Here is an 18,831-nt window from a genome sequence, read left to right as displayed (position 1 = left end):
CCCCGCCCGCCGCCCCAACGATTCCGTCAGGATTATGCCATCGATTACGTTTAACGGCGGGCGGGGACAACCGGAGGACAGCAAAGCTAAGCCCCGCCCCTACGTCGTGCTGCACCCCTTCACCAGAAAACATCACTGGGGCTCGATAACCGCCATAGTGGCCGTGGCTTTGGCAATCAGCTTGTCGTCGCACCAAACTTCCGACTCGCAGAAGTGCAGGCGGCGGCCGGCTTTCAGCACCCAGCCCACGGCCCGCAGGCGCTGGCCCACGCCGGGGTGCAGGTAGCTGGTTTTGAGCTCCACCGTCACTACGCCCGTGCCCTCGGGCACCAGCGTCACGGCCGCGAAACCGGCCACCAGGTCGGCCATAGTGGCTACCAGACCGCCGTGGGCGAAGCCGGTGTGCTGCTGGTGCTGCTGCTGCAACGTCAGTTCGGCCTCCACGCGGCCGGGTTCTATCAGGGTAAGGTCGGCGCCGATGTGGTGCATGAAGTGCTGGCGGACCAGCTTGCGGCGGATGCGGCTTTGCAGGGCTTCGAGGGACTCGGGGGCGTCGGGAGAATCAGGGGTTTGCATGGGGGCAAAGTTGGGGCTTTCGGCGCGCTTGAGACGTATTTTTTGGGGCGGCAGGCAAACGAAATATCGGGCCGCCGAATGCGTTACTGCTTCATACCGTAGCTTTGCGCGCTCATGGATGCTCTTTCTTCTCCTACCCCGCCCACCGAATTGCTACGGGCCTACGCTGGCCAGGCCCGGGTGCGGGTATGCGGCCTGCTCGTGCGCGAGGGCACGCTACTGCTCACGGCCCACCGTGGCCTGCTGCCCGACGGGCTGCCGTTCTGGTCGCCGCCGGGCGGGGGCTGGCAGTTCGGCGAAACGCTGCACGACTGCCTGCGGCGCGAGTTTGCGGAAGAAACCAACCTGTTCGTGACGGTCGGCCGCTTCCTGCACCTGCACGAGTATCAGGGCCCGGGCCTGCAGGCGCTGGAACTGTTTTTTGAGGTGCTGCCGCTCGATGCCACCGCCATGCCCCACCTGGGCCGCGACCCCGAGCACGGCTCCGACGACCAATTGCTGACGCAGCTGGAGTTCATGAATCCGCGGCAATTGGGGCAGCTGCCGCCCCGGCAAGTCCATCCGGTGCTGCGCGACCTCATTAGCCCCGACGACGTGTTCATCCCGCAAATCCGGTTTCAGTAAAACCCGGCCCTATGTACCTTTAAGGGACGGAACGCTGCCTGATGGGCGCGCCGGCCCTTTTCATTTCCCCCTCTTCCCTGCTGTTGCCCATGTCGTCTTCTGCTGCTCCCGCTTCTCTGGCCCCGGCGGCCCTGCACCGCCTGCGCGACGAAACGCTGGACCCCGAGCAGCTAGCGGCCTACAACCTGTATATCACGGCCGGACCCGCCGGCCTGCGCTTGGGCGTAGCCGATGCGCGGCGCAACAAGTTTCTAGCCCTTGAAGAGTACGCCGCACCGGAAGCCGGCCTCAGCTACGCGCAGCAATTGGAGGCACTAGCCACCGAACACGATTTGCTGGGCCGCACCGGCTGGCACCGCGTGCGGCTGGCCGTAAATAACCGGGCCTTCACGCTGCTACCCGCCGCCCTGTTCCGCCCCGGCGACGAAGCCACTTACCTGGGCCTGCATCATGCCCTTAGCCCCGAGCAAGAGTCGGTGCATGCCTACACCCACGGCGGGCTGGATATTGTGAGCCTGTTTGCGGCCGACCGGGCGCTGACTGCCTGGTTTGGGCAGGCCTACCCAGCCGGCCGCCTTGTGCACCGCACCAGCGCCCTGCTACAGGGCGTGGTGCAGCAGAGCGAGGCCAGCGGGGCCAGCCGCATTTACCTCAGCATTGGCGCGGGCCAGCTTACGGTGCTCGTGATGCAGGGCAAGCAGCCCCGGCTCTGCAACGTATACCCCTTCAGCACGCCCGAAGACCTGATTTACTACGTTATTCTGGTAATGCAGGAGCTGCAGCTCGACCCCGACCAGGATCCGGTGGTTATTTGGGGCGACCTGATGCACGATTCGGAGCTATTCACGATTCTGCGCAAGTACATCCGCCACCTGCGCTTCGGCAACCGCCCCTTCGACCTGGGCTACAGCTACCGCCTCAACGACCTGTTTGAGTACCGCTACTTCGAGCTGTTCGCGTTGCATCTCTGCGAGTAGTGAGGAACGTGCGTGGTGAAATAGCAACTTTAATGCGCTATTTGCAGCAGCAGCACCTTTCGGCCTCTTGCCCAGCAACCCACCCTTTCACCACTCACTACCTCGCCTCATGCGCATCGCCCTGTTTCCTGGCTCCTTCGACCCGTTTACCAACGGACACCTCGATGTGGTGCGCCGGGGCACTGCGCTGTTTGATGAGGTCATCATTGCCATCGGCAACAACAGCAGCAAACAGCGCTACTTGCCCGTAGAGCAGATGATTGGCATGATTGAAGACGTTTTTCGCGACGAGCCGCGGGTATCGGTGCGGGAGTACCAGGGTCTGACGGCTGACTTCGCCCGCGAGGTAGACGCCCGGTTTTTACTGCGTGGCCTGCGCAACACCACCGACTTCGAGTACGAAAATACCATTGCCCAGGCCAACCGCCACCTCAATCCGGCTCTCGAAACGGTATTCCTCATCACCTCGCCTACTCTGGCCGCCATCAGCAGTACCATCATCCGCGAAATACACCGCTTCGGTGGCAACGTCGACGATTTTGTACCCTTTGCCCTGCCAAAGCCCAAAGCTTAAATCAATCTAAAAGCCCACAGAAAGAGCCGCTTAATTTCTCCTTTTCGAGAGAAATTAAGCGGCTCTTTCTGTGGGCTTTTGCTAGCGAGCTGTCTGCTAGCGACGGGCCACCACGCGCATACCAATAAGTTCGGCGCTATTGCTCGGGCTCATAACGGGCAGTACCAGATAGTCGGCCGAGGTAAGGCTCAGGTTGGCTTCGCGCATGAGCAGCTCTTCGTCGCTGCCGAGCAGTACAATGTCGCGCACTTTGCGGTTACTGGCATCGAAGGTCACGACCAAGGTGGTACCGTTCCGATCAAACGTATTGATCCAGTCCTGGCCCCGGGTAGCTTTCATCTGGGCGGCAGTGGGCTCCAGGCCAATATCCTGCTCGCGGGTTTCCTTGGGCGCGCCTAGCGTGCGGCGCAGCTGGTCGATGTTACGACCCATCAGGGCCGGTACATCAACGGCGGCGCTACGGCCGGTTTCGGGGCTACCGACAGCGGGAGCACTCTTTTCGCCCGCTATCTGCGAGCCGCTGCAGGCAGCAGTGAGGGCAGCCAGAAGGGCCAGGGCAACGTACAGATTCGGACGCATGAGAGACAGAGTTAAGGCTGGAATTAGGCTATTTTTTCGGGGCTGGGCAACGTCTGGCCGGGCATTTTGCTCAAATAATGCCGCACCACTAATGCAATGCTGGCATAAGAGTCGTCGAGCACGGCCAGGGCTTCCTGAGGCGTCATCCAGCGCACTTCCTCGATATACTCCTCTGCCTGAGGCTTCATGAGCGTATCATCGAGGCAGGGCATAACATACCAGTTCGTTTTTTTGAGAATTTTGTTGCCGTTATAGGCGTAAGAGTGCCAGGTGCTGGGCAGCTTTTCGCCCAACTCGATTTTCACATTGCACTCTTCCTCCACTTCACGCACCGCCCCTAGGGCCGGGTCTTCGTCTCGCTTGAGCTTGCCCTTGGGCAGGTCCCACTTACCGAGGCGGAAAATCATGAGCACCATTCCATCCTTCTCCACCAGTCCGCCGGCCGCTTTTACAATGCGAAACTGGTCTTTGAGGTGCAGAATGAGGCGCTTTTTTTTGCGGGCCAGCAGCGTGAGTGAGGTCAGCTTCTTCAGCTTTTTCACCTCCATCAGCCGCAGCAGCCGGTCAACGAACCCATCGGTCACGTCGCGCACGAGTACGTCGCCAATCAGGTCCTTCGACGAAAATTCGTCTTCCGGGTTCAGAATCAGGTCGTACTTGTGCTTGTAAATCTTTTCGCTGTTTTTTTTAATTATCAGCGGAATGTCGTTGATGAAAACGTTCATCTCGGCGGGGTGAGCAGGAGGCGGGTGGAAACGAAAGCGTCTGGCTGCAAAGCACAGCATATTTCTCCGGAAACGAAAAGGCCCCCGGGCCGGGCAAGATACGCGAAGCAGGCGGTTGGGTTGGGGAGACAATAAACTGAAGAACGGGGAATTGGGGAGTTGGTGGTTTAGGTCCCGAACGGTGTTAAGTGCGTAACCAGAGCTGTTGCCCGGCAAATGCCCTATTTCACTATCCCACCTTTTCGCCTTTTCTTCGCTGCATGAAAAAAATAGGCCTGCTCTCTGACACTCATAGCTACCTGGATGACCGGATTATGCACCACCTGGGCGGCTGCGACGAAATCTGGCACGCCGGCGACTTCGGTACGGCGGCCGTTGTGGAGCAGCTGGAGCAGTTGGCGCCGTTGCGGGGCGTGTACGGCAACATCGACGGCCGCGACGTGCGCCTGACCCAGCCCCTGGTACAAAGCTTCGAGCTGGAGGGCCTGCGGGTGCTTATGACGCATATCGGCGGCTACCCCGGCCATTATACTCCTGCCGGCCGCGCCCTGGTAGAGCAGCATCGGCCGGGCCTGTTTATCAGCGGCCACTCGCACATTCTCAAAGTAATGCCCGATAAGACCCGCCAGCTACTGCACCTGAACCCCGGCGCGGCCGCCGCCACGGGTTTCATAAGGTGCGCACGCTGCTACTTTTTGAAGTGGCCGACGGCAAGGTGCAACAGCTGCAGGCCGTAGAGCTGGGGCCGCGCGGAGTGGGTGAATGAATTCACCCATCAACCAAAAAGTGCCCTCCCTAGTAAGAGAAGGCACTTTGAAAAGGCTGGCTAACAAACCCACCGACACCGGGATACGGGCAGCCAGAGGCGGCGCGAATTAGGCAGCGGCTTCGGTTTTGGCTTCGCTCTTGCCGAAGCGCGACTTCAGCTCGTCGAGGTCCACGTTCTTCAGAACGGGGGTCAGGAGGAGTTGCTTGATGATGCGCTGCTTGTTGTTGGCGCGGGCAATGTTCTTGCGGTGCTTCCGCTTCAGACGGGTAACGCTCATTTTTTCCGGGTCGGTTAAGTCTTTCGGTAATTGAGGGGCAAAAGTAACGACTAAATTTGACACCCGAAAACCTTTCTCCGATTTTACCTTTTCTACCTTCCATGACCCAGCCCACCATCGACCTGCGCTCCGATACCGTTACCCGCCCCACTCCGGCCATGCTGGAGGCCATGTTCCAGGCCCCGGTGGGCGACGACGTGTATGGCGAAGACCCCACCGTACGGGCCCTGGAGGCTGAAACGGCCGCCCGCTTCGGCCTCGAAGCCGGCCTGTTCTGCCCTTCGGGCACCATGACCAACCAAGTGGCCATCAAGGCCCATACCGAACCCATGAGCGAAGTTATCTGCGAGCAGACTTCGCACATCTATTTGTGGGAAGTAGGCGGCATTGCCTTCCATTCGGGCGCTTCGGTGGCCCTGCTGCCCGGCGACCGGGGCCGCCTGACGGCCGCGCAGGTGGAGGCGGCCATTCGCCCCGAAAATGTGCACTACCCCATTACGCGCCTGATTTCGCTCGAAAACACCCACAACCGCGGCGGCGGCAGCTGCTACGCCCTGCCCGAGCTGGAGGCGCTGGCCGAAGTGGCCCGCCGCCACCGCCTGCCCCTGCACCTCGACGGGGCCCGGGTATTCAATGCCTTAGTAGCCACCGGCCAGGACGGCCGCGAGTACGGGCGCCTGTTCGACACTATTTCGGTGTGCCTAAGCAAGGGTTTGGGCGCGCCGGTAGGCTCGGTACTGCTGGGCTCCGCCGCCTTCGTCGAGAAGTGCAAGCGTATCCGTAAGGTGATGGGCGGCGGCATGCGGCAGGCCGGCTACCTGGCCGCCGCCGGCCTCTACGCCCTCGAACACAACGTAGCGCGCCTCGCCGACGACCACCGCCGCGCCCGGCTGCTGGCCGAGGCGCTGGCCGCCCGCCCTTACGTGACCGAGGTGCTGCCCGTCGAAACCAACCTCGTTATCTTCCGCCTCGCCGACACCATGCCAGCCGGGCAGTTTCTGGCGCACCTGGAGCAGCGCGGCATCCGGGCTTCCTCGTTCGGCCCCCAGCTGATTCGCTTCGTAACCCACCTCGACATCGACGATGCTATGGTGGCGCGGATAGAAGCAGCGCTGGCTGAGCTGTAGCCTAGTGATTGGTAGTGGAAGGTCATTCAGAGTAGCGCGAAGAATCTCGCGTGCAGCCGTTGCTATGGCGACTCAACGGTTGCACGCGAGATTCTTCGCGCTGCTCTGAATGACGTTCTTCATTAACCACTAACCCTATTCTAGAGCTCGACACGATTTGGCGGTTTCGTTCTGAATTCGTTTCATTTACTGCCTCTCCCCTCTTTCCTCTGCATGGAATTATATAATACCCTGACGCTGCTACTGGTAATAGCGGCCGCTTTTGGCTACGTCAACCACCGCTTTTTGCGCCTGCCTGCCACTATTGGCCTCATGATTCTGGCCCTGGTTTCCTCGCTTATTGCCATCGGGCTGGGCCGGCTGGGAGTGCACTGGGTGATTACGGCCGGCGAGTTGGTGCAAGGCATCGACTTTCATGATGTGCTCATGGATGTGATGCTGAGCTTTCTGCTGTTTGCCGGTGCTCTGCACGTTGATGTACGCACGCTGGGCACGGAGCGCGGGGCAGTAGGCACCATGGCCGTAGTGGGCACGCTGCTTTCAACGCTGCTCGTGGCCACCGGCATGTACTACCTGCTGCCGCTGATGGGCTTTCCGACGGCCTACATTTACTGCCTGCTGTTCGGAGCACTTATTTCGCCCACCGACCCCATTGCCGTGATGGGTATTCTCAAGCAGGCACGCATTAGCAAAGAGCTGGAAATCAAGATTGTAGGTGAGTCGCTTTTCAACGATGGCATTGCGGTAGTGGTGTTCATTAGCCTTTTCCAGATTGCCATGTATGGTACCGACAAGGCTTCGGCCTCGTTTATCGCCGAGCTGTTTCTGCGCGAGGCGGCGGGTGGCATTCTGCTGGGCGTGGCGCTGGGCTACGCCGCGTACTGGGCCCTGCGCACCATCGACAATTACAAGGTGGAGGTGCTCATTACGCTGGCCCTGGTAATGGGCGGCACCGCGCTGGCTTCGGCCTGGCACACCTCGGGGCCGCTGGCCATTGTGGTGGCGGGCCTGATTGTGGGCGACAAGGGCCGCTCCAAGGGAATGTCGGACCTGACGCGCGAGTACCTCGACAAGTTCTGGGAGATGCTCGACGAAATCCTCAACGCCGTTCTGTTCGTGCTCATCGGCCTCGAAATGCTGGTGCTCGACATCAGCAACGCGGTACTGCTGGTGGGTGTGGCCGCCATTGCACTCACGCTGCTGGCCCGGGTCATTTCGGTGGCCCTGCCGCTTAGCTTTCTGCGCCGCCACACCGATTTCAACCTTAACACGCTAAAGGTGTTGAGCTGGGGCGGCCTGCGGGGTGGCATTTCGGTGGCCCTGGCCCTGTCGCTGCCCACTACCATGCCCCGCGACCTGATTGTGGGCACTACCTACGTCGTGGTCGTATTCAGCATTATCGTGCAGGGCCTCACCATCGGGCCGCTGGTCAAGAAACTCGGTCTCAGCACGGAGTCGGAACCGGGAATGCACTAACTTTTGAGCTGGCCGCTCTCCGCTGGCAGCCGATGCAACTATGAATCTATTCGTTATCGGCGACGTGCACGGGTGCTACCACACCTTCCGGGCGGTGCTGCGGCACTGGCAGCCGAAGCAGGAACTGCTGGTGCAGGTAGGCGACCTGGTAGACCGGGGCCACGGCGCGCCCGAGTGCGTGGCGCTGGCCCGCGAGCTGGAAGCCACCCACCCTGGCCGAACGGTATTTCTGCTGGGCAACCACGAGCACTCCATGCTGCGCCACTACGGCCCCCACGGCCCGCACCGGCCGTGGCTAAGCTGGGGTGGCCAGACCACCGTAGACCAGTACCGGGGCCGGCCCAAGCTGCTGCGCGAGCATCTGGATTGGCTGAAAGAGCGGCCCCTATTCTGGACCAACGACCAGGTAGTGGTCAGCCACGCGGGCTTTGCCGGCACGCCTACGCCCCTGGAGCCCACCGACCCCAACGGCGTGCTGTGGCGGCGTGGGCCGCTGCTGGCCTTGGAGGGTCGCCGCCAGGTGGTGGGCCACACGCCCACCCCAGACGGTGAAATCCTGCTCGATTCGCTCACCAATGCCTTGTACGTTGACACCGGCGCCTATCTGAATCGGGGCCTGACGGGCGTGCGCCTCTCCCCTGCCGGCGACGTGATGGCCGAATTCCGGGTGCCCACCTCGCCGCTCGATATTGACCTGAATTAGCTGCTGTTCACCTTTTGCCCCATGCTCAACCCTGCTCCCGAAGCCGCCCTGCACCACCTGCGCGCCGCCGACCCGGTGCTGGCTCTACTGATTGACGCCGGCCAGCCTATTGCCCCCGCCGCCCACGAAGACCTCTACCTGGGCCTGTTGCGGGCCATCGTAAGCCAGCAGATTTCGACCAAAGCCGCGGCGGCCATCTGGCGCAAGTTCCAGGGTCTGTTTGGCCCCGAAGGCTACCCCGAGCCGGCGGCGCTGCTGGCGTTTTCCGACGAGGAGCTGCGCACGGCTGGCCTTTCATACCAGAAAGCCGGCTACCTGCGCGCCATTGCCGATTTCGCCCTGCGCGATGAGCTCGACCACGCCCGCCTCAGCCAGCTCAACGAGGAAGAACTGACCCAGCACCTCACCCAGATAAAAGGCGTAGGCCGCTGGACGGCCCAGATGCTGTGCATGTTTGCCCTCGATATGCCCGACGTGTTCCCGGAAGGCGACCTGGGCATTCAGAACGCCATGCGCCGCCACTATAGCCTCGAAGAAACCGGCCGCACCCTGCTGCGCCGGATGGCCGAACTGGCCGAGCCCTGGCGCCCCTACCGTACCCTGGCCAGCAAGTATCTGTGGCAGTCGTTGGGGTGAGCCGGCGACTTGGTGAAGGAGTGAGACAGCCTGACAAAGCGAAGAGCCCCTGATGCCAACACGGACGTCAGGGGCTCTCTGCTTAGTTGGACTGTTCACTCATTCCCCATTGCGGCGGGCGTCGCGGATACCAAGGGCAATGGCGACGAAGGTGGAAAGCAGCGGCACGAAGAAGCCGAACAGCAGCCAGGGCCAGAACCGCCGCCCGTACATATGGGCAATGTACACGGTAATCAGGGCCGAGAGCAGGCAGGCGGGTAGCGCAAACAGCAGAGCATCAATAATATTCATAAAGCAGCGGGGCAGGCAGGGCAGGTTACTGGTAAGCAACCGGAATCTGGTCCAGCTGTTCGGCTAGCTGCCAATTGGCAGGTTGCAGGTTGGGGTAAAACCAGCCGGCTCCGGCGGCCAGCCACTGCGCCCGGAACTGCCGGGCGGCCGTTGGCGTGGCGTCGTGGTAGCCGAACTCGGTTCCGCAACAGCCGCACCACGTGTGGTCGGGCGTGCGCCCCTCAAGGCCCCAGGGCGACTCGTCGTAATCGAGGCCGCAGACGCGGCAAAACCATAGCGACATGGCGCGAGGCAGTTAGGCCTTCTTCAGAAACTCGGTTTTCAGCACCATCGTGCTGCCGCCGGCCCGGCCCTCCACTTCGGCGGGGCTGTTGGTGAGGCGAATGTTCTTGACCACCGTGCCGCGCTTGAGCGTGAGCGACGAGCCCTTCACCTTGAGGTCCTTGATGAGCGTTACCGAGTCGCCCTCGCTGAGCAGGTTGCCGTTGCTGTCTTTTACATCCATAATGAGTAGGTAAGTATAGCAGGAGTAAAAACGAACGTCATGCTGAGCGGAGCCGAAGCATCTCTACCGCTTCGTTGCCACACCAACCCGCCGTCATGATTACCATTGCGGTAGAGATGCTTCGACTCCGCTCAGCATGACGTTTGGTTCCCTGATCAGACGTTGAAGCGGAAGTGCATGATGTCGCCATCCTGCACCACGTATTCCTTGCCTTCGACGGCCATTTTGCCGGCTTCCTTGATTTTGGCTTCGGTTTTAAACTGCTGGTAATCGGGCAGCTTGATTACCTCGGCGCGGATGAAGCCTTTCTCGAAATCGGAGTGGATGACGCCGGCGGCAGCGGGGGCTTTGTCGCCCCGGTGCACCGTCCAGGCGCGTACTTCCTGTGGCCCGGCCGTGAAGTAGGTAATCAGGTTGAGCAGCGAGTAAGAGGCACGAATCAGGCGGTTGAGGCCCGACTCGGTGAGGCCATATTCGCCCAGGAACATCTCCTTCTCCTCGGGGTCCTCCATCTCGGCAATCTGCGACTCGATGGCGGCCGATACCAGCACCACTTCGGCGCCTTCCTGGGCCACATGGGCCTGCAGGGCCGCCACGTGGGCGTTGCCGTTCTGAATGCTGCCCTCGTCCACGTTGGCCACGTAAATCACGGGCTTGATGGTGAGCAGCTGCAAATCGGCTACTGCCTCCAGCTCCTCGGGCGTAACCTCTAAGGCGCGGGCGTTCTGGCCGGCTTCGAGGGCGTCCTTGAACCGCTGCAGCACTACTACCTCCTTCTTGGCCGCCGCGTCGCCGCTTTTGGCCGAGCGCTCCGACTTGGCCAGCTTCTTATCGATGCTCTCCAGATCCTTGATCTGCAGCTCGGTATCAATCACGTCCTTGTCGAAAACCGGATCAACGCCGCCGGCTACGTGCACGATGTTCTCATCATCGAAGCAACGCACTACGTGGATGATGGCGTCAACTTCGCGGATGTTGGCCAGAAACTTATTGCCCAGACCTTCGCCCTTGGAAGCACCCTTCACGAGGCCGGCAATATCGACGAACTCGATAATGGTCGGCAGCACGCGCTTGGGGTTTACCAGCTCCTCCAGAATCCGCAGCCGCTCGTCGGGCACCGTAATCACGCCCACGTTGGGCTCGATGGTGCAGAACGGGTAGTTGGCCGATTCGGCTTTGGCGTTGGAAAGGGCGTTGAAAAGCGTGGATTTGCCAACATTCGGCAGGCCGACGATACCGCAGCGGAGACCCATGTTCTGGAGTTAAAATGGAGAAGTAGAAAGTAAAAATTGCTCTGGCAGGCTGCCCTGCAATTCAGGGGGCAAAGGTACGGGGCTTTTCCAAGGAAAGCACGGACCGGCCCAAACGAGCCGGGCATAAACCAGCAGCGCGTGCCACGGCCGAAGCCGGGCACGCGCTGCGGTGAGCGGGTCATGGAGTAAAGCTTGTTTCGGTAGGCGCGGGGCTATAGTGGGGGTTAATAGGTAACGTCGGGGCTATCGTGGCCGTTGCCACCGCGGTTTTCGCGCTCATCGTAAACGGGACGCGGGCGGTCGAGCTCGGCCACTTCCTCGGCCGTCAGCAGCTCTTCGCGCACGTAGTCCACCGCGTCCTGCAAAGCGTCCACGAACTTGAGGAAGTCTTCCTTGTACAGGAATATCTTGTGCTTTTCGTAGGAGAAGGTATCGTCGTCGCGCAGGCGGCGCTTGCTTTCCGTGATGGTCAGATAATAGTCCTGCCCGCGCGTGGCCTTCACGTCGAAAAAGTACGTGCGCTTTCCGGCTTTAATGCGTTGGGAGTAAATTTCTTCCTGTTCGTAGCGGTCTTCCACTTTCCTTTCCGTTAAATTTTGGTTTTTCCAAGATGATTGAAGTCGAACGCAAAATACGGAGTTACCGCAAGATTAGGAAGTTTTGAGACCTTATTTTTCCTATTGTGCGACAGTAAGCCTAAAAATCATCGGTTAATTGATTTCTACCGGGATTATCAATGGTTCCTGCCAAAACAGCGGCCACAAGAAATTAAGATTATAACGGGTATTGCACCCAGGCCTCGCACCTCATTGCGCCCTGTTTCACGTGGCAGCACCATCGGTTGCGCCCGATTCGGCTGTATCTTGCTTTTCATCTCGCTCTCCACCTTCCTGCTATGGCCCAACCGCTCGATTTAGCTGCCGTCCGTTCCTTTACCAACCTCGAGTTTCTGGCCCGCCAGTTAGTCGAAGGCTTCATTACGGGTCTGCATCAGTCGCCCTACCACGGGTTTTCGGTCGAGTTTTCAGAGCACCGCCTCTACAACCCCGGCGAAAGCACCCGCCACCTCGACTGGAAAGTATTTGCCCGCACCGATAAGCTGTTTGTGAAGCGCTACGAGGAGGAAACCAACCTGCGCTGCCACCTGCTGCTCGATGTGAGCCCGAGCATGTACTACCCCGCCCCCGGCCACGACAAGCTGCACTTTGCGGTGCTGTGCGCGGCGGCGCTCATCACGCTGCTGCAAAAGCAACGCGACGCGGTGGGCCTCGTTACGTTTGCCGATACCGTGGAGCTGCAGACGCCGGTGCGCTCAACCAGCACCCACCGCCACACGCTGCTGCTCACGCTGCAACAGCTGCTGGAGCGGCCCGCCTCCCCCGGCCGGGCCCGCACCGACGTGGCGGGCGTCATCCACACCATCGCCCAGCAAATCCCAAAACGCTCGTTAGTGGTGTTGTTTTCTGACATGCTGGGCCGTGCCCCCGAGGAGCAGGACGACATGCTGGCTGCCCTGCAGCACCTGCGCCACCAGCACCACGAGGTATTGCTGTTCCATGTAATGGACCGCGCCACCGAGGCCGACTTTGGTTTCCAGGACCGCCCCTACCTGTTCGAAGACCTCGAAACCGGCCAGACGCTTAAGCTGCAGCCCAGCCAGGTGCGCGAGCAGTACCAAGCCGCCATGCGCCGCTACGAGCAGGAACTGGCCCTGCGTTGCGGCCAGTATAAAATCGACTTTGTGCCGGTCGACATCCGCGAGCCGTTCGACAAGGTGTTGCATGCCTACCTGATCAAGCGCGGTAAGGTGCGAGGCTAGACTCAGCCCATTACCCCAAATAGAAGAGGCCCGTTCTGCTAAAGTGCAGAACGGGCCTCTTCTATTTGAAGTCCAAAAAGCCCTCCCAACGGCGCGGTTGGGAGGGCTTCAAAGATGCTAATCCAATTATTTTATCACTGGCAGAGCGAGTTCTATCAGTCGAGCAACCTTAGCTGCTCTCGTACAAAAGTGCGGAAAGGTCTGAGTGAGGCTATGCTAAAATGAATAAAGCGTTTGACTCTTCCAGCCCAAGCCAAACTCCGGAGGTAGCGTTTCTTTTAGTTTTTCTTATTGGCATCGAACCGCTTGTGCTGGTCCTGCGCCACCACGTCGAGTTCTTTGGCAAGCATGTTATATCGGGGAATATCCAATAGCTTGAGGCGAGCCAGGAGGCGGTCTGTCTCGTCGAAGTTATTGAGCCACATGTTCGCCTCGGCGGTGTTATAGAGAGTGGCGGCGGTTACTTTTTCGTCGATGCGGGCCTTTTTATCCTTAGGATTCGACTCGGCAAGCACCTTGTTCCATACAACGACAGCATCCGTAATCTGCTTGTTTGCATCAAGGGTGCGGGTGGGGTCGGCCAGCAGCTTGTAGCCTACCAGTGCCTTCTCATATGCCTGCGGGAATTCGTCGTAGTTCACCTTTTTATCTGATACCACCCAGACAGACGTGTTGCGGGTAATGGCGCGCTTCCCCAGGGCACTGTCCAAGTAATCGGTCACGAGCTTCATATTGGTTTTCATCGCATCTTCATCCAACTGGCGCATAAAAGCACCCTGGTTGTTGCGCCAGAACTTGTTGAGTCCCTCTTCGGTAGCGAAAGCCTCCGTTTTGCCAATGGTGTACGTGTTAGTGGATTCCAACATTTCGTCGAGCAGTACTTTACCCTCTTTCGTGGTCACCTTCACCGAAATAGGCGACTTGTAGGATACTTCATACGCGTGCTTGATACCGTCGCCAGTCGAAGCGCCGCCAACGCTCAACGACGTGCCTTTCACCTGAATCGGAGTGATGGGGCCTTGGGTGAAGCCGTCCAGAGTCACCGTAACGCGCAGGTCACCGGCATTTTGGGCGCGCTGCATGCCACTCAGGCTCAAATAGGTAGCCGCTAGTGTGGGGGCATCATAAACCTGGGCAGTATAGTCGGCGGTTGGAATTACGGCTTCGCCAGGCTTGCGCTCATCAAGTAGCAAGCGGTTCATTGCCTTCTCCTTCAATGATTGGGCCTTGTACTCTTGCTTATCTTTTTCGGCTTTTGCTTTGGCTTCAGCGACGGCCGAAACGTGGTCGGACTGCTGCTGTTTCACCGACTCTACGTAGCGCAACACTACTTCGGGGGTGTAAGAACTCGTACCAGCAGGCACCGGCACTAATGGCAGACGGATATAGTCGAAAGTGACTTTTTGTGCATCAATGCTCTGGGCATTGGCGGCAATAGTAAAGAGCAGAGAAGCTCCGAAAAGTGGTAATAAGTAGCGCATACGCGAACAGTAAAGGGGAAAAAGAATGAAAGTTGAAATGGGCCCGATTTAGGCGATGCAATTTACTACCTATTTGATAAACAGCGCACTTCATGCGAGTAAATATTAATCCAAAAATACTTTGCCAGTTACACACTCTACTTCTTTACGAAGCTACTAATCCCGGCTAAGTACTAATCCCGGCTAAGTACTAATCCAAAAAAAGCGCTGACCAACCGGTCACGCTTTTTTTGGAAATTCGAGTGAGAATAATTCCACCCAAAGGCACTTAAGCTTTGACAAGCGAATCCTACCGTCGGCCCAACTCCCGCAGGTGAGCTACGTGCGAAGCCACGGCGTAGCGCATTTTGGGGTACTCGTTGTATTCAACGTTAAACTCCAGGCACATCTGGCGGATGATTTTGTTGAGGGCTGGGTAGTGAACGTGAGAGATGTTGGGGAACAGATGGTGCTCGACCTGGAAGTTGAGCCCGCCCACCAGCCAGCTGATGAGCTTGCTGTCGGTGGCGAAGTTGGCGGTGGTACGAATCTGGTGGATGGCCCACTCGTCCTCGATTTTGCGGGTGGTTTCGTGGGGTACCACGAAAGCGGTGTGCTCCACGGTATGAGCGAGCTGAAACACGATGCTGAGCGTAAAGCCAGCCACCGCTGCGAAGAGGAGAAAACCCACCAGCCAGCTCACAAAACCAACCGTCCAGATTGGCAAGACTACGAACAGGATGAGGTGCAGCGCCTTAAAGCCCCAGAATACACCCTCGTCGGAAGCCGTCATCTTCTTGATGGCTATGTCGCCGATTTTGCCTTTGAAATACTTCTGATAATCCATGAAGAAAATCCAGGCAATGAACAGCAGAGCGTAAAAGAACCAGAAGTACAGGTGCTGGAAGCGGTGCAGCAGCCGGCGCGGCTGCTCGGGGCTCAGGCGTAGCCAAGGCTGCGCGTCTAGGTCATCGTCGACGCCCTCGACGTTGGTGTACATGTGGTGAATGAGGTTGTGCTTGTTGTGCCACATGAAGGAGTTGCCGCCCAGCACATTGAGCGTGAAGGACGCAAACTGGTTCATCCACTTGCGCCTGCTGAATGAGCCGTGGGCGCCGTCGTGCATCACATTGAAGCCGATGGCCGCGCCCAGCAGGCCCAGCACAACCGCCTCGACCATGCCCAGCAGCGCCGGCGGCGTCCAGAACACGAGGTGCAGATAGACGCCAACGAAAGCGCCGGTGAGCAGCAGAGCCTTGAAAAACAGGGCTTTGCCGCCGGTAGTACTTTTGCCGGCCTCGGCGAAATAGGCGGCCGTGCGTCGCTTCAGCTCCTGATGAAAGGAACGGGAAGCCGCAAATTTGGGGGCGTGCATGGGTGGGGTGTTGAGGAGGAAACGAGGGCTCTACCTGCTGCCATGCCAGTTGGCGTGGCGCAGGTAGGACCAGGTTGGGTAGTGCCCCAACAGGGGCTACAACCTGGCTTACAAAGATACAGCCAACCCGTACGCTTGTTATAATTCCTCCCCCAAAGCCCGGTATTTTACACAACGCCTGGTTTCGGCAAGCTGGCAACAACAGCAGCAGCTCTTTGGAAATTCAGCAGCCCGTTATGCCCCGGCTCCGTAGGAACGTAAAAATCCGCGGCACTCCGAACCAGGCGCATCCGGCATAGGGGCCGGCTCTTGCCTTGTTGGGAGTACCGCGGACTTACAAGCAGCTTATGGGGGGAGTACTCCTAGCGGGTGGTCAGGGCAGGGTTGCTGCCTACCGGCAGGCCCGGCTTCAGCAGGCCATCCATGGCCGAAAACGGCACGAACACGCTGATTTGCCCGTACACGTAAGCGGCAATTTCGTAGGGCAGATACACAAAAACAGCACCGCCGCTGGTCAGGTACACGTTGCGCGTAACGGGCAGCGTTTTCACCAGCAGAGTCTTCGTCAGCGGGGCGCTGGCATCTACGCCCAGGCTGGGGCGCACGTACTGACCCAGCAGCTTCTCTAGCTTGGGCTTGGCACTGGCCAGGAAGATATCATCATAGCGCAACGACTTCCCGGTTCGGGTATCGAAGCTTTGCACATAGGTGCCGTACAGGCCGTGTGCGCCGCCCGAATAGTCGTAGCCGAAGAAGCCCATGCTTAGCAGGTCGCCTTCGTTCCAGAGCACGTAGGTGTTCACCTCCTGCTCGTAAGCCAGGCTTTCGGACGGGCGGTACTCCCCGCTCTTATCCTTGGCGGCGGCGGCCAGCAGCGGGGCAGCATCGGCGCGGTAGTCGCGGGTGAAGGCACGCAGCTGTTCGCGCCAGATAGAGTCGAGAGCCGGGACGGGCGCGGTATCGACGGTGTCGCCGTGCAGACCGCGGCGGATGTTGGCGGCCAGCACTTCTTGGTTAGCGGCCATGAAGGGCACCAGCGCATGCATTACCCGATGGCCTCGGAGGCTATCTTCCGGATGATCGGGGCGCGGCATAACGTCGGCCACAAAATTGCGGGCAGCAAAGCGCACGCCAGTGCCCGGCCGCAGCCGCCGCAACCGCATGGGCTGGCCGTTATAGGTACCCGTCAGCTGGTTGGCGTCTTCTTTCAGAAGCCATTGGGGGGCGGTTTCCAGTTGCTCGTCCTCGTCGTCGGCATCACCGCTGGCTACGGCCGCAGCCAGCCCTTTGCTCAGGTCGCGCAGGTTGAGGCTGTCGCCCTTGCTGCCGGTGTCGCCGCCCAGCTCATACGGATGGCCGTTGGCGGCGGCGTAGAAACCTACGATGCGGGCCGGCCTGATGTCGCCGGACTCGGTGCCCAGGCGCTGCAGGTGCAGTGTTACACTGTCGGCGGTGCCGGGCAGCAGGCCGCGGTACTGCCGGTACCAGGAGCCGGCGTCGTCGGTGGGCTCGGGTAAAACGGCGGCAGTATCGGTAGTCGTCCCCGATTGGTCGGTGCCGGAATTACAGGCGCTCAGCAGCAGCAGGCCGAGGGCCAGCGGAGCGGGCAGCTGCCGCAGCAGCGAAGAGGGACGGAAACGGGAGAGTCGGTTCATAGCCCCCAAAGAAAGCGCATTGGCGGCACTCGTTCAACCGCGTGTATTTTATTGGCATTGTTTCATCGGTGCAGGTTCACCCTGCGTATGTACAAACACGAATCTGGCTGGAATTTTCGACCTCCTTTTCATTCTCCATATACTTTCCTATGAATCATATCATTGCGGGGCAGGACACCCACGGAAACGACGTTAAGCTCGACTACATCGACCATGGTGCAGGCAAACCGGTGGTGCTCATCCACGGCTGGCCAGCCACGTACAAAATGTGGGAGTACCAGCTCACCGCCCTCACCGAGCAGGGCTTCCGGGTGGTGGCGTACACGCGCCGCGGCTTCGGCAACTCCAGCAAACCATTTGAGGGCCACGACTACGATACCTACGCCGACGACCTGAAGGCCGTGCTCGATAAGCTCGACCTGCAGGATGTGACGCTGGTAGGCTTTTCGATGGGCGGTGGCGAAGTGGCCCGCTACATGAGCCGCCACGGCGGAGCCCGCGTCAGCCGGGTTGCTTTTGTGTCGGCCGTTACGCCCTTCCTGCTCAAAACCACCGACAACCCCGAAGGCGTGGACCGCCAGGTGTTCGATGAAATGATTGAGAGGGTTAAAGAGGACCGCTTTGATTTTCTGCAGGGCTTCGGCAAGAAGTTCTACGGTGTGGGGATGCTCAGCAACCCCGTGAGCGAAGCTGCTCTCGACTGGACTCAGCGCATGTGCGAAGTTGCCGACCCACGGGCCACGGTGCTGAGCGCGCGGGCATGGTCGGAAACTGACTTCCGCCAGGATTTAGCCACCATTCAGGTACCCGCGCTGGTCATTCATGGCGGCGACGATGCGCTGGTACCGGCCAAGGTAAGCGGCGAGCGGATGACCCATTTCGTACCGCACGCCGAGTTTATCGAATACGCCGGCGCCCCACACGGCCTGTTCATTCCCGAGAAGGAGCGCCTCAACCGCGACCTGATAACCTTCGTACATGGCGGCGACGTGCAGAAAACGGCCGACCGCTACTAGCTGTTAGCTGAAACTGTTAGCTGAAAAACAGGAGAGGCTGTCATCTTTGAGATGACAGCCTCTCCTGTTTTTCAGGCACTGAAGATTTTCAGTAAGTCAACAGAACGTCATGCTGAGCGAAGCCTAAGCATGACGTTCTGCAGTGCCACTACTGGCATTTCAACGAAGCGGTAGAGATGCTTCGGCAAGCTCAGCATGACGTTCTGTTGACTAGCAAACCCAAGTTGCGAACTACAAACCGACTTGGTGTAGTGCGTGGGCAAAGATGAAAAGCACTATTTTTAAGGCGAAGCCGGCCGCTGTTACGGCATGAATCTGCTTGGGAAAGCGCGCTGTCAGGCAGCTGAAGGTGGTTTCAATACCTTTGCGAAAATACTGAATCAGAAAGTTTTGGGCCGGGTGGTGGGGCCGCTT

At 59.4% G+C, this 18,831-nt stretch carries 22 protein-coding genes and 1 pseudogene; 10 read left to right on the top strand and 13 right to left on the bottom strand.

The window, feature by feature from the left end:
* Nucleotides 1–132: 132 nt before the first annotated feature.
* Entirely contained in the window at nt 133–576 is a 444-nt protein-coding gene (locus D0N36_RS18685; protein WP_116943336.1) for a PaaI family thioesterase, read from the bottom strand.
* 114 nt (nt 577–690) lie between these two features.
* Here D0N36_RS18685 and D0N36_RS18680 point away from each other — a divergent pair, with 114 nt between their 5' ends.
* The 3 genes from D0N36_RS18680 (at nt 691) to coaD (ending at nt 2,751) form a co-directional block, all read left to right on the top strand.
* Nucleotides 691–1,200, top strand: coding sequence for an NUDIX domain-containing protein (locus D0N36_RS18680; RefSeq protein ID WP_116943335.1), 510 nt, complete (start codon nt 691–693; stop codon nt 1,198–1,200).
* Between the two features lie 89 nt (nt 1,201–1,289).
* Nucleotides 1,290–2,177 carry a DUF3822 family protein gene (locus tag D0N36_RS18675; RefSeq protein WP_190242758.1) on the top strand — a complete coding sequence of 296 codons (888 nt, stop codon included), beginning with the start codon at nt 1,290–1,292 and terminating at the stop codon, nt 2,175–2,177.
* 109 nt (nt 2,178–2,286) lie between these two features.
* Nucleotides 2,287–2,751, top strand: a complete 465-nt coding sequence (gene coaD / locus D0N36_RS18670) for a pantetheine-phosphate adenylyltransferase (protein ID WP_116943333.1) — start codon at nt 2,287–2,289, stop codon at nt 2,749–2,751.
* A 96-nt stretch (nt 2,752–2,847) separates the two neighbouring features.
* Here the strand turns inward: coaD and D0N36_RS18665 are convergent, their stop codons facing one another.
* Together D0N36_RS18665 and D0N36_RS18660 are read right to left on the bottom strand one after the other, a co-directional pair.
* Nucleotides 2,848–3,330 carry a hypothetical protein gene (locus D0N36_RS18665; protein WP_116943332.1) on the bottom strand — a complete coding sequence of 161 codons (483 nt, stop codon included), beginning with the start codon at nt 3,328–3,330 and terminating at the stop codon, nt 2,848–2,850.
* A 23-nt stretch (nt 3,331–3,353) separates the two neighbouring features.
* Nucleotides 3,354–4,055 carry an NUDIX hydrolase gene (locus D0N36_RS18660; RefSeq protein WP_116943331.1) on the bottom strand — a complete coding sequence of 234 codons (702 nt, stop codon included), beginning with the start codon at nt 4,053–4,055 and terminating at the stop codon, nt 3,354–3,356.
* Between the two features lie 260 nt (nt 4,056–4,315).
* On the opposite strand from D0N36_RS18660, the gene D0N36_RS18655 reads away from it, so the two are divergent.
* Nucleotides 4,316–4,792 carry a metallophosphoesterase family protein gene (locus tag D0N36_RS18655; protein WP_317191504.1) on the top strand — a complete coding sequence of 159 codons (477 nt, stop codon included), beginning with the start codon at nt 4,316–4,318 and terminating at the stop codon, nt 4,790–4,792.
* A 138-nt stretch (nt 4,793–4,930) separates the two neighbouring features.
* On the opposite strand, the gene D0N36_RS18650 is transcribed toward D0N36_RS18655, so the two are convergent.
* Complete coding sequence (locus tag D0N36_RS18650) at nt 4,931–5,101, bottom strand: hypothetical protein (RefSeq protein ID WP_176900016.1); 171 nt, start codon at nt 5,099–5,101, stop codon at nt 4,931–4,933.
* A 101-nt stretch (nt 5,102–5,202) separates the two neighbouring features.
* On the opposite strand from D0N36_RS18650, the gene D0N36_RS18645 reads away from it, so the two are divergent.
* From D0N36_RS18645 to D0N36_RS18630, 4 genes are all read left to right on the top strand, one after another.
* Nucleotides 5,203–6,228, top strand: a complete 1,026-nt coding sequence (locus D0N36_RS18645) for a threonine aldolase family protein (RefSeq protein ID WP_116943330.1) — start codon at nt 5,203–5,205, stop codon at nt 6,226–6,228.
* A gap of 213 nt (nt 6,229–6,441) precedes the next feature.
* Nucleotides 6,442–7,704, top strand: coding sequence for a cation:proton antiporter (locus D0N36_RS18640; RefSeq protein ID WP_116943329.1), 1,263 nt, complete (start codon nt 6,442–6,444; stop codon nt 7,702–7,704).
* 40 nt (nt 7,705–7,744) lie between these two features.
* Complete coding sequence (locus D0N36_RS18635; RefSeq protein ID WP_116943328.1) at nt 7,745–8,407, top strand: metallophosphoesterase; 663 nt, start codon at nt 7,745–7,747, stop codon at nt 8,405–8,407.
* 21 nt (nt 8,408–8,428) lie between these two features.
* Nucleotides 8,429–9,043, top strand: a complete 615-nt coding sequence (locus D0N36_RS18630) for a DNA-3-methyladenine glycosylase family protein (RefSeq protein ID WP_116943327.1) — start codon at nt 8,429–8,431, stop codon at nt 9,041–9,043.
* Nucleotides 9,044–9,142: 99 nt separating this feature from the next.
* On the opposite strand, the gene D0N36_RS18625 is transcribed toward D0N36_RS18630, so the two are convergent.
* The 5 genes from D0N36_RS18625 to D0N36_RS18605 all read right to left on the bottom strand — a co-directional run bounded on the left by D0N36_RS18625 (nt 9,143) and on the right by D0N36_RS18605 (nt 11,670).
* Nucleotides 9,143–9,334 carry a hypothetical protein gene (locus D0N36_RS18625; RefSeq protein ID WP_116943326.1) on the bottom strand — a complete coding sequence of 64 codons (192 nt, stop codon included), beginning with the start codon at nt 9,332–9,334 and terminating at the stop codon, nt 9,143–9,145.
* A 25-nt stretch (nt 9,335–9,359) separates the two neighbouring features.
* The gene (locus D0N36_RS18620) at nt 9,360–9,617 is read right to left on the bottom strand and encodes a hypothetical protein (protein ID WP_116943325.1); all 258 of its coding nucleotides are present in this window, start codon (nt 9,615–9,617) and stop codon (nt 9,360–9,362) included.
* A gap of 12 nt (nt 9,618–9,629) precedes the next feature.
* Nucleotides 9,630–9,839, bottom strand: a complete 210-nt coding sequence (locus tag D0N36_RS18615) for a zinc ribbon domain-containing protein YjdM (protein ID WP_116943324.1) — start codon at nt 9,837–9,839, stop codon at nt 9,630–9,632.
* 155 nt (nt 9,840–9,994) lie between these two features.
* Complete coding sequence (ychF, locus tag D0N36_RS18610) at nt 9,995–11,092, bottom strand: redox-regulated ATPase YchF (protein ID WP_116943323.1); 1,098 nt, start codon at nt 11,090–11,092, stop codon at nt 9,995–9,997.
* A gap of 224 nt (nt 11,093–11,316) precedes the next feature.
* On the bottom strand, nt 11,317–11,670 hold the full coding sequence (locus D0N36_RS18605) for a DUF3276 family protein (protein ID WP_116943322.1): 354 nt from the start codon (nt 11,668–11,670) through the stop codon (nt 11,317–11,319).
* A gap of 317 nt (nt 11,671–11,987) precedes the next feature.
* On the opposite strand from D0N36_RS18605, the gene D0N36_RS18600 reads away from it, so the two are divergent.
* Nucleotides 11,988–12,911 carry a DUF58 domain-containing protein gene (locus tag D0N36_RS18600; protein WP_116943321.1) on the top strand — a complete coding sequence of 308 codons (924 nt, stop codon included), beginning with the start codon at nt 11,988–11,990 and terminating at the stop codon, nt 12,909–12,911.
* 278 nt (nt 12,912–13,189) lie between these two features.
* Here the strand turns inward: D0N36_RS18600 and D0N36_RS18595 are convergent, their stop codons facing one another.
* The 3 genes from D0N36_RS18595 to D0N36_RS18585 form a co-directional block, all read right to left on the bottom strand.
* Complete coding sequence (locus D0N36_RS18595; RefSeq protein ID WP_116943320.1) at nt 13,190–14,392, bottom strand: hypothetical protein; 1,203 nt, start codon at nt 14,390–14,392, stop codon at nt 13,190–13,192.
* Between the two features lie 289 nt (nt 14,393–14,681).
* Nucleotides 14,682–15,746: a fatty acid desaturase family protein gene (locus tag D0N36_RS18590; RefSeq protein ID WP_116943319.1), complete on the bottom strand. Its 1,065-nt coding sequence runs from the start codon at nt 15,744–15,746 to the stop codon at nt 14,682–14,684.
* A gap of 362 nt (nt 15,747–16,108) precedes the next feature.
* On the bottom strand, nt 16,109–17,401 hold the full coding sequence (locus D0N36_RS18585) for a DUF3298 and DUF4163 domain-containing protein (RefSeq protein WP_116943318.1): 1,293 nt from the start codon (nt 17,399–17,401) through the stop codon (nt 16,109–16,111).
* Nucleotides 17,402–17,550: 149 nt separating this feature from the next.
* On the opposite strand from D0N36_RS18585, the gene D0N36_RS18580 reads away from it, so the two are divergent.
* Nucleotides 17,551–18,417, top strand: a complete 867-nt coding sequence (locus D0N36_RS18580) for an alpha/beta fold hydrolase (protein WP_116943317.1) — start codon at nt 17,551–17,553, stop codon at nt 18,415–18,417.
* Nucleotides 18,418–18,648: 231 nt separating this feature from the next.
* Here the strand turns inward: D0N36_RS18580 and D0N36_RS19370 are convergent.
* Nucleotides 18,649–18,831: pseudogene (locus D0N36_RS19370) on the bottom strand (IS982 family transposase); the annotation flags it as partial.

The sequence above is a fragment of the Hymenobacter lapidiphilus genome (assembly GCF_003417065.2).
Taxonomy (GTDB): domain Bacteria; phylum Bacteroidota; class Bacteroidia; order Cytophagales; family Hymenobacteraceae; genus Hymenobacter.
The sequence above is the reverse complement of the archived record's forward strand: the minus strand, read 5'-3'. Positions and strand labels throughout refer to the sequence as shown.